Consider the following 11,668-nt stretch of genomic DNA (forward strand, 5'->3'; position numbering starts at 1 on the left):
CCGCCATGTCCTTCATCGGTTGGTCGCAAATCCTGTTGTTCTTCGCCCTGGTGCTGGCGGTGACGAAGCCGCTGGGGGCCTATCTCTTCCGTGTCCTCGAAGGGGACACCCGTCCGCTGCCGCGCGTGCTGGGCCCCGTGGAGCGCCTGCTGCTGCGCCTGTGCGGCGCGGCGGACCGGCACGAGCAGACGTGGGTGGCCTACGCGAGCTCGCTGCTGGCGTTCAGCCTCTTCAGCGTCCTCATCGTCTACGGCCTCCAGCGCGTGCAGCACCTGCTGCCGCTCAACCCGCAAGGGCTGGGAGCGGTGGGGCCGGAGCTGGCGTTCAACACGGCCGTCAGCTTCACCGCCAACACCAACTGGCAGTCGTACGCTGGTGAGTCCACGCTCAGCTACTTCACGCAGATGGTGGGGCTGGCGTGGCAGAACTTCGTCTCCGCCGCCGCGGGAATCGGCGTGGCGCTGGCGCTGGCGCGGGGCTTCACCCGCCGGCCCGGTCCGGACGGACAGAAGACGTTGGGCAACTTCTGGGTGGATGTGATGAACGCCACCCTCTACGTGTTGCTGCCGCTGTGCCTGGTCTACGCGCTCTTCCTGGTGTCGCAGGGCGTGCTCCAGAACTTCGCGCCCTATTCGCAGGGGGTGACGCTGGAGGGCGTGCGTCAGACGCTGGCGCAGGGACCGGTGGCCTCGCAGGAGGCCATCAAGACGCTGGGCACCAATGGCGGCGGCTTCTTCAACACCAACAGCGCGCATCCCTTCGAGAACCCCACGCCCCTCACCAACCTGGTGCAGATGCTGTCCATCTTCGCCATCCCCGCGGCCCTCACGTACACCTACGGGAAGATGGCGGGTGACAACCGGCAGGGCTGGGCCTTGTTCGCGGCGATGTCCGTCCTCTTCCTCGCGGGCGTGGCCGCGGTGTACGCGGCGGAGGCCCAGGCCAACCCGGCGTTGAGCGCCGCGGGGCAGGTGGCGCAGGCGGGAAACATGGAGGGCAAGGAGGTGCGCTACGGCGTCGCGGCCTCCGCGCTCTTCGCCGCTGTCACCACCGCGGCCTCGTGCGGCGCGGTGAACGCGATGCACGACAGCTTCACGCCCCTGGGCGGCCTGGTGCCCATGGTCAACATGCAACTGGGCGAGGTCGTCTTCGGCGGCGTGGGCGCGGGCCTCTACGGCATCCTCGTCATGGTGGTGCTCAGCGTCTTCATCGCCGGGCTGATGGTGGGGCGCACGCCCGAATACCTCGGCAAGAAAATCGAGGCGCGGGAGATGAAGCTCGCGATGTTGTACGTGCTCGTCTTCCCGCTCTTCACGCTGGGCTTCAGCGGGCTGGCCTCCGTGCTGCCGCAGGGCGTGTCCTCACTCAACAACGCGGGGCCGCACGGCCTGTCGGAAATCCTCTACGCGTACACCAGCGGCACGGCGAACAACGGCAGCGCCTTCGCGGGCCTCAACACCAACACGCCCTTCTGGAACGTCACCCTGGGCGTGGCGATGCTCGGCGGGCGCTTCCTGATGATGGTGCCCGCGCTGGCTATCGCCGGCTCCATGGTGGGCAAGAAGGTGGTGCCAGCGGGCCCGGGCACCTTCCCCACGCACGGCGTGCTCTTCACCGGTCTGCTGGTGAGCGTGATTGTCATCGTCGGCGCGCTCACGTTCTTCCCCGCCCTCTCCTTGAGCCCCATCGTCGAGCACTTCCTCGCCGGGGCCGGAAAGCGCTACTGAGATGTCCTCGCCTGCTTCGAAACCGGCGTCGTTGCTGGACGCCTCGCTGCTCAAACCGGCGCTGGTGGACAGCCTGCGCAAGCTCCACCCGCGCGATGTGGCGCGCAACCCCGTCATGTTCGTGGTGTGGGCCGGGAGCCTGCTCACCACGGTGTTGGTGGTGAAGGACGTGGTGTCGCCGCGCCCGGATGCCGCGCCGCTGGGCTTCACCGTGCAGGTGATGCTGTGGCTGTGGTTCACCGTGCTCTTCGCCAACTTCGCGGAGGCCGTGGCGGAGGGCCGCGGCAAGGCCCAGGCTGGCGCCCTGCGGAAGATGCGCAAGGAGACCACCGCGCGCCGCTGGAAGGACGGGCGCGAGGAGCGCGTGCCCGCGCCGGACCTCCGCAAGGGTGACGAGGTGATTTGCGAGGCCGGGGACCTCATCCCCGGTGACGGTGAGGTGGTGGAGGGCATCGCCAGCGTGGACGAGTCCGCGATTACGGGCGAGTCCGCGCCCGTCATCCGGGAGTCGGGTGGCGACCGCTCGGCGGTGACGGGCGGAACGAAGGTGCTCTCCGACCGCATCCGCGTGCGCATCTCCGCCAACCCCGGCGACTCCTTCCTGGACCGGATGATTGGCCTGGTGGAAGGCGCGGCCCGGCAGAAGACGCCCAACGAGGTGGCGCTCCACATCCTGCTGGTGGGGCTCACCCTCATCTTCCTGTTGGCGTGCGTGACGCTGGTGCCGCTGGCGCTCTACTCGGGCGTGCCGCTGTCGGGCACGGCGGTGGTGGCGCTGCTGGTGTGCCTCATCCCCACGACGATTGGCGGCCTGCTGAGCGCCATTGGCATCGCGGGCATGGACCGGCTGCTGCGCAAGAATGTGCTGGCCATGAGTGGCCGCGCGGTGGAGGCGGCGGGCGACGTGGACACGCTGCTGCTCGACAAGACGGGGACCATTACCCTGGGCAACCGCATGGCCACGGAGTTGCTCCCCATGCCGGGCGTGCGGATGGAGGAGCTGGCCGAGGCCGCGCAGCTCGCCAGCCTCGCGGATGAGACGCCCGAGGGGCGCTCCATCGTCACGCTGGTGAAGGACACGTACAAGATGCGCCCGCGCGAACTGCAGGCGCACCACGCCACCTTCGTGCCCTTCACCGCGCAGACGCGCATGAGCGGCTGTGACCTGGTGGACCCGCACCCGCGCAGCATCCGCAAGGGCGCGGTGGACGCCATCGTCACGTACGTCCGTTCCCAGGGCGGCGCGGTGCCGGATGAGCTGGCGCAGGCGTCGGGCCGTATCGGCGACGCGGGTGGAACACCGCTGGCGGTGGCAGACGGTGCGCGATTGCTGGGCATCATCCACCTGAAGGACGTGGTGAAGGGCGGCATCAAGGAGCGCTTCGACCGCTTCCGCGCCATGGGCATTCGCACGGTGATGATTACGGGTGACAACCCGCGCACCGCCGCGGCGATTGCGCGCGAGGCGGGCGTGGATGACTTCCTGGCCGAGGCCACTCCCGAGGCCAAGCTGGCCCTCATCCGCACCGAGCAGGGCCGCGGCAAGCTGGTGGCCATGACGGGCGACGGCACCAACGACGCGCCCGCGCTGGCCCAGGCGGACGTGGGCGTGGCGATGAACACCGGCACCCAGGCGGCGAAGGAGGCCGGGAACATGGTGGACCTGGACTCCAATCCCACCAAGCTGCTGGAGGTGGTGGAGGTGGGCAAGCAGTTGCTGATGACACGCGGCACGTTGACGACCTTCTCCATCGCCAACGACGTAGCGAAGTACTTCGCCATCCTCCCAGCGCTCTTCATGGGCGTGTTCCCGCAGATTGCGCCGCTCAATGTGATGGGGTTGTCCTCGCCGTTCAGCGCGGTGTTGTCGGCCGTCATCTTCAACGCGCTCATCATCATCCTGCTCATCCCCCTGGCGCTGAAGGGTGTCCGCTACCGCCCGCTGGGCGCCGAGGCCCTGCTGCGGCGCAGCCTGCTGCTGTACGGCGTGGGCGGCGTCATCGTTCCCTTCGTGGGCATCAAGGTCATCGACGTGCTGCTCGGCGCCGTGGGCCTGGCGTGAAAGGACTTATCCCCATGTTCTCCACATTCCTCACGGCCCTGCGCACGTGCGTCGTCACGATGGTGCTCACGGGCCTGCTGTACCCGTTGGCCGTCACCGGGCTGGCGCAGCTCCTCTTTCCGGGGGAAGCCAATGGCTCGTGGGTGAAGGACGGCCGGGGCCGCGTGGTGGGCAGCGCGCTCATTGGCCAGGGCTTCACCCGGGCGGGGTACTTCCATCCGCGTCCTTCCGCCGCTGGCGAGGGCTACGACGGCGCGGCGTCCTCGGGCAGCAACCTGGGGCCCACGTCGCTGAAGCTGAAGGAACGCGCGGCGGCCGACCTGGAGCGCCTGCGCCGGGAGAATCCGGATGCAGCGGGGCCTGTTCCCGCCGAGTTGGTGACGACGTCCGCGTCCGGGTTGGACCCTCACCTGTCGCCGGAGGCGGCGCGCTGGCAGGCGGCGCGGGTGGCACAGGCCCGCGGCGTGGCGCTGGAGCGGGTGCTGAATGTGGTGGACGCGCTGGTGGAAGGACGGACCTTCGGCGTGCTGGGCGAGCCGCGCGTCAACGTCCTGCTGTTGAACCTCGCGTTGGACAGGCGCTTCGGGCCGCTTCCGGACGCGGCGCCGGGCGTGGGGGGCGGGGGCTCGCTGGGCCAGGGCGCACCTTGAGCGGCGTGGGGGCACGCACATTCACCACGTGAGATTCACCGGGCGCGAGGGCATCCTCCGCCCGGCGTCCCACCGGATGGGCAAAGGATGACGATGACGCGGCGCTCGCGCGCGGAGGACTTCCTGGAGCTGGTGGAGCGGGGCAGGCGTGGCCGGCTCAAGCTCTACATCGGCTTCGCGGCCGGGGTGGGGAAGACGTACCGGATGCTGGAGGAAGCACACGCGCTGAAGCGGCGCGGCGTGGACGTGGTGCTGGGCTTCGTGGAGTCGCATGACCGCGCGGACACGCAGGCGCTGGTGGAGGGCCTGGAGGTGGTGCCGCGCAAGCAGTACACCTACCGCGACGTCACCGTGGAGGAGATGGACCTGGACGCGGTGCTTGCGCGCAAGCCCCAGGTGGCGGTGGTGGACGAGCTGGCTCACACCAACCTTCCGGTGTGCCGCCACCGCAAGCGCTACCAGGACGTGCAGGCGTTGCTGGATGCGGGCATCAACGTCATCGGGGCCTTCAACGTCCAGCACCTGGAGAGCCTCAACGATTTGGTGGAGCGCGCCACTGGCGTCACCGTGCGGGAGACATTGCCCGACAGCTTCCTCAAGGCCGCCGACCAGGTGGTGAACCTGGACCTGGCGGTGGAGGACCTGCACGAGCGGCTCCGGACGGGGAAAATCTACGCGAAGGACAAGGTGCCGCGGGCGCTGGAGCGCTTCTTTACGGAGGAGAACCTGGCCACGCTGCGCGAGCTGGCGCTGCGTGAGGTGGCGGAGAGCCTGGACCGCGCCACCGCGAGGCCGCCTCCGGGGGAGGGCGATGAAGGTTCGCAGCGGAGCGCCGCCTGGGGCCGGGTGCTGGTGGCGCTGTCCAGCTATCCCCGGCACGCGGCGACGCTGCTGCGCCGGGGCTCACGGATGGCGGGCCGGCTGAACACGGACTGGTTCGTCGTGTACGTGGAGACGCCGCGCGAGGCGCCGCACCTCATCGACGCGGAGGCGCAGCGGCATCTGCTGACGAACATCGAGAAGGCGAAGGAGCTGGGCGCGGAGGTGGTGCGCCTGAGGGCTCGGGACCCGGTGGAGGGCATCCTGGACTTCGCGCGCTCGCACGGCGTGGGCCACATCATCGTCGGCCGTTCGCATCAGCCGTGGTGGAAGCAGCGGCTGGGGCGCGCGGTGGACATGAGGCTGGTGCGTGAAGGCCGGGGCTTCGACATCCACGTGGTGGCCTTCGAGCCGCGCGAGGAGGGACGCCGCCCATGACGCTGCGAGCCCGGTTGTTGTTGGCGCAGGCACCCCTGGCCCTGGCGCTGTTGTTGGTGGGCATGGTGGCCGTGGTGACGTTGTCCCAGTTGGGGCGTTCTGGGCCTCGGGTGCTTCAGGACAACTACCGCAGTGTGCTGGCCGCGCAGGAGATGATGGCGCAGTTGGAGCGCATGGACAGCGGGGCGCTCTTCATCATCGCGGGTGAGCGGCAGCGCGGGCTGACGCAGCAGGCGGCGCAGCGCGAGCGCTTGGAGTCGCAGTTGCGGGTGCAGGAAGGCAACGTCACCGAGCCCGCCGAGGACGCGGCGACGCTCCAGTTGCGCGCGGCCTGGCGGCGTTACCAGGAGGCCTACGACGGGTTCCTCGCCCAGTCGTCGCCGGAGGCGGCGCGGGAGGCGTACTTCGGTGTTCTCGAGCCGGCCTTTCAGGAAGTGACGGGAGCGGCCCGGGCCATCCTGGACCTGAACCAGGACGCCATGGTGCGCAAGAGCGAGGCGTTGCAGCGGCAGAGCGCGCGGGTGAACACGGTGATGGTGGCGGCGGTGATGGTGGCCTTCGTGGTGGGGTTGTTCGCCTCGCAGTCGCTGACGCACCGGGCGCTCCGTCCGGTGTCGGTGCTGTCGCAGGCGGTGCGGCGCCTGGGCGAGGGCGACTACGCGGCGCGCGCGGTGGTGGAGGGACAGGACGAAATCGCGCAGGTGGGGCGGGACTTCAACGCCATGGCGGAGGCGCTTCAGCAGTATCGGCGCAGCAGCCTGGGGGAGCTGCTCCAGGCGCAGGCGGCATCACAGGCGGCCATCGACAGCCTGCCGGACCCGGTGGTGGTGTTCGGCGCGGACGGAGGGCTGCTCAACGTCAACCGCGCGGCGGAGGACGTGCTGCGGCTGTCGCTGGAAGCGGGCGGGGACATGCTGGGGCAGGTGGTGCCGGAGGCGCGCGCGGTGCTGGAACGGGTGCGTGAGCACGTGTTGACGGGGCGAGGGGCGTATCAGCCGCGTGGGTACGAAGAGGCGGTGCGGGCGCCGCTCCCGGACGGGGACCGGTGGCTGCTGGCTCGGGGAAGTCCGGTGCATGGCGAGTCAGGGGAGGTGGTGGGGGCCACGGTGATTCTCCAGGACGTGACGCGACTGCGGCGCTTCGACGAGCTGAAGAACGACCTGGTGGCCACGGTGGCGCACGAGTTCCGCACGCCGCTCACGTCGCTGCGCATGGCCCTGCACCTGGTGACGGAGGGCGTGGTGGGGCCGATGACGGAGAAGCAGGCGGACCTGTTGTTCGCGGCTCGCGAGGACTCCGAGCGGCTGCAGGGCATCGTGGATGACCTGCTGGACCTGTCGCGCATCCAGGCGGGGCAGCTCCAGTTGGAGATTCGCCGGGTGCCCGCGGAGGCGTTGGTGGACGCGGCGCTGGACGCACAGCGCGCGGCGGCGGAGGAGCGTGGGGTGCGGTTGTTGAAGCAGGTATCGCTGGATGTGGAGCCGGTGGACGGGGACCCGGAGCGGCTGGGGTTGGTGCTGGGGAATCTGGTGGGAAACGGGGTGAAGCACACGCCCCCCGGAGGCGAGGTAGAGGTGCACGTGTGGCAGGAATCGCACGGGGTGCGCTTCGAGGTGCGGGACACGGGGGCGGGGATTGCCTTGGAGCAACAGGCGCGCATCTTCGAGAAGTTCTACCGGGCACCCGGCGCGCCCGCGGGAGGCGCGGGGCTGGGCTTGTCGATTGCGAAGGACATCGTCCAGGCACACGGCGGGGAGATTGGCGTGGTGAGTACGCCCGGCCAGGGCAGCACGTTCTGGTTCACGCTGCCCCGGCGGGAGGCGCCCGGGCCGGCGAGTGCGTGAGGACGTATCTCAGGCGCCTTCGAGCGGCGAAGGCGGGAGGAGTTCACGCACCTCGCTGATGAACTTCGGAACGGACTTCGCCAGTCCGTTCAGCAGGCGATGAAAGGTAATGGGCGGGTTCTTCAACATCTCTGCCTGAGCGCGGAGCACTTCCAGCATGACGCCGGGGGACTGACTGAGGAGATTTTGCAGGAAGGTGTCCGCATCCTGCGCCTGCATGGCTCGGGGTAGATGCTCAGAACCGAAGTCGCGCAGATTGTTGGTGACGATGGTCTGCGCTCCGACGTGCACTGCCGCCGCAAGGACATGCCGGTCCTTGGGGTGATTCGTCATGGCCGGGACGAGGCGCTCGTAGCCGGATACCAGCGCTTCGGGAAAGTGCCTGCGCATGGCCGAGACTCGGCGTTCAGCCTGCGCCGCGGTGAGCCCGATTTGTTCGACCAGATTGCGGCGCACCTCATCCAGGATTTCCTCGGTCCAGTAGATCTGGATGAGACCCTCGTTGGCGACGTTGAGAAGCATGTCGCAGAGAGAGACCGGAATCAGGACGTTCGCATCGAGAACGACCGGGAACGGAGCAGGGTTCACGCCCTAGTCGTCCCTTCTCCAGACGGCGGCTGTCAACGGTGGAGCGTCAGCTCGCTCCGCATCGAACTCGAGATAGCCACCAGCTTGCTACTCGTCGAACTCGGGATAGCCACGAGCTAGCTGCGTGTCCTGAATCATTTCGGCCAGCTTCGCACGGCGCTCCGCTGTTCTGCGGGCACGGTACTCAAGCACGTCCTGGGTGTTGACGCGCCGATGGGTACCGGTTCGGTGGAACGGAATCTTTCCCTCGTCGAGGAGCTGCACCAAGTATTGGCGCGACACGTTGAGCAGGTTGGCGGCCTGCTGCGTGGTGAGCTCCTTCTGGACTGGGACGATGGAGACAGCGTCCCCCGAGGCCAAAACGGCCAGGAGCTGCTGAAGCAAAGTCAGAACGTCCTTGGGAAGAGGGAGCGCCTCATGATTGGGACCAAGGAGCGTGAATCGCGGCTGGGTCCCCGCCCCGTGAAGCGTCTCGGTGATCAACTTGGCGAGTTGCTGGACCTGCCCCAGGGTGCCCTCCGTGGCAGCCACGGGCTCTGAGACGCGCACCGGAGCGTCGTCCTTCACGGGATTGATGGTGGAAGGTGACATACGGGCCCCGTGGGACGCCTCCTGAACGGCGCTTCGAGATGTCATGCGCGCACCGCTGCGCCCCGCAGAGAGTGCACTGCGTTCGCTGCACGCGTCTAACGGTGTAATACGGGGTATTACTCGACGCAAGTGCAGGTGAAGCCCGTTGCTAGGTGGCAGCTAGCCAAGTGCAAGTCAGCAGCTAGCTGCCCTAGGTGCAAGCTCACAGTGTGTGTGCCAAGCAGGCCCTCAGGCGTTCGCCTGACCCTGGAGCTTCTGCATCTCCTCGCGGCGGACCTCGGAGGCGGTGCGGACGATGTCCTTGCACGACATGCCCAGGTCCTCCTCGGTGACCTTCTGACCGAGCTTGGGCAGCACGTCCCGTTCCTCCATCGTCACGTGCTCCTTCACCACCTTCTCCAGTTCGCCGAACAGGGAGACCAGCTTCTGCGGGTCGTTGCGCGCGCGAATCATCTGGGCGATGAGCTCCGTCATCTCCCCGTGCTCCTCGACGGAGTCCTGAATCAGCTTCTCCTCCACCACCCGGCGCGCAGCGGGGTACACCCAGCGTTCTTCAATCGTGGTGTGCAACGTGAGCGCCTCCGCGAGCTGGATGCCGAGCTCTCGCTTGCTCTCGTCGTCCTTCGCCGCGCGACAGGCATCGAACAGCGCTTCCACCTCGCGGTGCTGCTGAATCAACAAGTCAATCACGTCCACGTCTGCGCTCCTTGGAATCGGTTCGGTGTCCTCCAAGGCTCCGCATGCGCGCAGGACGCTGCAATCGCCGCTCCAGGCACGCGGCGGAGCCCCGCCCGGTCGGCTTCCCGGAAACTCCGGCCCGGCACGCGTGCGACCGCTGTGCCTGGCTCGCGCGTTCTCGGCTGACGTGGATGTGGGAATTCGGGGTCCTTCAGCCCTCGCCCGACTCGTACTTCTTCCGCTTCCGCCACAGCGTGGACGCGTCGATGCCCAGCACCCGCGCCGCCTCATCCAACGTGGGCGCCGAGGCCATGACGCGCAGCACGTGCTCGCGCTCGATGTCCTCCAGCGTATGCGGCCCGCCCAGGGTCATCACCGGACTCCCCGCGGCGGCGATGCGGTCGGGGAACGCCTGTGGCTCCAGCACCTCCGCGGGCCAGACGATGAGCGCTCGCTCCATTGCATTCCGCAGCTCGCGCACGTTGCCCGGCCACCCATAGGCCAGCAGCATCTTCTCCGTCGCGGGCGACAGCTCCGGCGGTGGGCGCTGCGCCGCGCGAGCGAAGAAGGAGACGAAGCGCCGGGCCAGCGAAAGCAGGTCCTCCGGCCGCTCTCGCAGCGACGGCAGCTTCACCTCGATGACGTTCAGCCGGTAGAGCAGGTCCTCCCGGAAGCGCCCCTCGGCCACGTCCTTCTCCAGGTCCCGATTCGTCGCCGCCACCACCCGCACGTCCGCCTTGCGCGTACGTCCCTCGCCCAGCCGTTCGAACTGCTTCTCCTGGAGGAAGCGCAGCAGCTGCGCCTGGAGCCCCGGACTCATCTCCGCGATTTCATCCAGGAACAGCGTGCCCCCTTCCGCCGCCTCCACGCGTCCCGGCTGGTCCTTCACCGCGCCGGTGAACGCGCCGCGCACGTGGCCGAACAGCTCGCTGGCCAGCAGTTGCTCGGACAGCGTGGGACAGTTGACGGTGACGAAGGGCCGGCGCCGCCGAGCGCTCATCGAATGCAGCGCATGGGCGAGCACTCCCTTGCCGGTGCCACTCTCTCCCCGCAGCAGCACCGCCGCGTCGGACGCCGCCGCGCGCGTCAACAGCCCGATGGCCGCGTGCATCGCGGGCGAGGCTGTCTCCAACGTGGCCTCTGGCACCGCCTGGGAAAGCTGCCCCTCCAGGCTCTCCAACTGCGATGCCAGCTCCCGGTGCCGCCGCGCCTTCTCCACCACGTGGCGAATCTGCGCGGGCGTGAAGGGCTTGGGCAGATAGTCCCGCGCTCCGCGTCGCATCGCCTCCACCGCCGTGTCGAACGTGGCGTAGGCGGTGATGAGCACGACGTCCAGGTGGGGCGACTCGGCCAGGAGGCGCGGCAACAGCTCCATTCCGCTGGCCGTGCCGAGCCGCAGGTCGACGAAGGCCAGGTCGGTGGGGCCTTGCGCCAGCGCGGCCAGCGCGGCCTCGGGGGTGGCCGCCTCGCGGACCTCACAGCCGAAGCCTTCCAGGCACACGCGCAGGGTGTGGCGGATGTTCCGCTCGTCGTCCACCACCAGCACCCGCATGGGGCGCTCTCGGATGTCCATGACTTCATCCTAGGAGCAATCCGCGCCGCCACGCGGTCAGACTCCCGCGCAGCGTGCGGGAGCACGCGCAATGGCAGCCCGGCTGTTGGCGGTTCCCGCACATCCGCTGCACTCCGTGCTGGCGTTGCTCTCCGGTTTGGGCTGGAACAGGGGGCGTATGCGCTTGATGGGGATGATGGCAGGCGGCCCACCGCCCGAAGACGGTGAAGAGGAGAACGTCTTCTCCCGAGCCCGGGGCCCCTCGCTGGCCGAGAAGCGGACTCGGAAGGCCGTGCTCGTGGGGCTGGTGCTGCTGTTGCTGGCCGGCGTCTGGCTGTACCTCCAGGGCGGGGAGAACCGGGCGCTGAACGCACTGTCTCCCGCGCAGCGGGCCTCACTCTTCCAGGAGACGCGCGACTCCTTCCGCGAGATGTGCATGGGGGATGCGGGCACCAGCCGCTTCCCGAGGCGCTGCGCGCAGATGGCGGACTTCCTCACCCGCTTCACGGAATGTGACGCGACCTGCCAGCAGGAGATTGCGCCCGCGCTCCAGCGCTCCGTGCGCTGAGACGGGGCTCCACCGGGGAAGCGACGGCCTGCCCTCCTACCCGGAGCGCGTGGTGAAACCAGGCCATGCGTTGGAATGCTCTCCCGCAGGTGGGGTCGGGTCCTACCCGTCTTTCACGGCGCTCCGCGTCCGTCTGAATGACACGGGTGGT

10 protein-coding genes are annotated in these 11,668 nt (G+C 68.7%); 6 read left to right on the forward strand and 4 right to left on the reverse strand.

The genetic code is table 11. The annotated features are described in order from the left end of the window. Nucleotides 1-5 precede the first annotated feature (5 nt). From kdpA to FMP39_RS02300, 5 genes are all read left to right on the forward strand, one after another. Nucleotides 6-1,727 carry a potassium-transporting ATPase subunit KdpA gene (gene kdpA / locus FMP39_RS02280; protein ID WP_141588393.1) on the forward strand — a complete coding sequence of 574 codons (1,722 nt, stop codon included), beginning with the start codon at nucleotides 6-8 and terminating at the stop codon, nucleotides 1,725-1,727. 1 nt (nucleotide 1,728) lies between these two features. Then, nucleotides 1,729-3,789, forward strand: a complete 2,061-nt coding sequence (kdpB, locus tag FMP39_RS02285) for a potassium-transporting ATPase subunit KdpB (protein ID WP_141588394.1) — start codon at nucleotides 1,729-1,731, stop codon at nucleotides 3,787-3,789. 14 nt (nucleotides 3,790-3,803) lie between these two features. Next, nucleotides 3,804-4,439: a potassium-transporting ATPase subunit KdpC gene (gene kdpC / locus FMP39_RS02290; protein WP_141588395.1), complete on the forward strand. Its 636-nt coding sequence runs from the start codon at nucleotides 3,804-3,806 to the stop codon at nucleotides 4,437-4,439. An 87-nt stretch (nucleotides 4,440-4,526) separates the two neighbouring features. Continuing rightward, a complete protein-coding gene (locus tag FMP39_RS02295) occupies nucleotides 4,527-5,696 on the forward strand; it encodes a sensor protein KdpD (protein ID WP_141588396.1) in 1,170 nt (389 codons plus the stop codon). Further along, nucleotides 5,693-7,540: an ATP-binding protein gene (locus tag FMP39_RS02300; protein WP_141588397.1), complete on the forward strand. Its 1,848-nt coding sequence runs from the start codon at nucleotides 5,693-5,695 to the stop codon at nucleotides 7,538-7,540. The genes FMP39_RS02295 and FMP39_RS02300 overlap by 4 nt, the downstream gene beginning before the upstream one ends. Nucleotides 7,541-7,549: 9 nt before the next feature. Here FMP39_RS02300 and FMP39_RS02305 read toward each other — a convergent pair whose 3' ends face one another. From FMP39_RS02305 to FMP39_RS02320, 4 genes are all read right to left on the reverse strand, one after another. Then, the gene (locus FMP39_RS02305) at nucleotides 7,550-8,128 is read right to left on the reverse strand and encodes a putative toxin-antitoxin system toxin component, PIN family (RefSeq protein ID WP_141588398.1); all 579 of its coding nucleotides are present in this window, start codon (nucleotides 8,126-8,128) and stop codon (nucleotides 7,550-7,552) included. 87 nt (nucleotides 8,129-8,215) lie between these two features. Next, nucleotides 8,216-8,695, reverse strand: a complete 480-nt coding sequence (locus FMP39_RS02310; protein WP_228557576.1) for a helix-turn-helix domain-containing protein — start codon at nucleotides 8,693-8,695, stop codon at nucleotides 8,216-8,218. A 252-nt stretch (nucleotides 8,696-8,947) separates the two neighbouring features. Next, a complete protein-coding gene (locus FMP39_RS02315; RefSeq protein ID WP_141588399.1) occupies nucleotides 8,948-9,415 on the reverse strand; it encodes a hemerythrin domain-containing protein in 468 nt (155 codons plus the stop codon). Nucleotides 9,416-9,608: 193 nt separating this feature from the next. Beyond that, complete coding sequence (locus FMP39_RS02320) at nucleotides 9,609-10,970, reverse strand: sigma-54 dependent transcriptional regulator (RefSeq protein ID WP_141588400.1); 1,362 nt, start codon at nucleotides 10,968-10,970, stop codon at nucleotides 9,609-9,611. A 70-nt stretch (nucleotides 10,971-11,040) separates the two neighbouring features. On the opposite strand from FMP39_RS02320, the gene FMP39_RS02325 reads away from it, so the two are divergent. Continuing rightward, nucleotides 11,041-11,517 carry a hypothetical protein gene (locus FMP39_RS02325; protein WP_228557577.1) on the forward strand — a complete coding sequence of 159 codons (477 nt, stop codon included), beginning with the start codon at nucleotides 11,041-11,043 and terminating at the stop codon, nucleotides 11,515-11,517. Nucleotides 11,518-11,668: the final 151 nt, after the last annotated feature.

The organism is Myxococcus sp. AB056 (assembly GCF_006547365.1).
Taxonomy (GTDB): domain Bacteria; phylum Myxococcota; class Myxococcia; order Myxococcales; family Myxococcaceae; genus Myxococcus; species Myxococcus virescens.

Coding starts and splice junctions, on each gene's coding strand:
- kdpA (WP_141588393.1), top strand. CDS start 6: ATGTCCTTCATCGGTTGGTCGCAAATCCTGTTGTTCTTCGCCCTGGTG.
- FMP39_RS02325 (WP_228557577.1), top strand. CDS start 11,041: ATGGCAGCCCGGCTGTTGGCGGTTCCCGCACATCCGCTGCACTCCGTG.
- kdpB (WP_141588394.1), top strand. CDS start 1,729: ATGTCCTCGCCTGCTTCGAAACCGGCGTCGTTGCTGGACGCCTCGCTG.
- FMP39_RS02300 (WP_141588397.1), top strand. CDS start 5,693: ATGACGCTGCGAGCCCGGTTGTTGTTGGCGCAGGCACCCCTGGCCCTG.
- FMP39_RS02320 (WP_141588400.1), bottom strand. CDS start 10,970: ATGGACATCCGAGAGCGCCCCATGCGGGTGCTGGTGGTGGACGACGAG.
- kdpC (WP_141588395.1), top strand. CDS start 3,804: ATGTTCTCCACATTCCTCACGGCCCTGCGCACGTGCGTCGTCACGATG.
- FMP39_RS02295 (WP_141588396.1), top strand. CDS start 4,527: ATGACGATGACGCGGCGCTCGCGCGCGGAGGACTTCCTGGAGCTGGTG.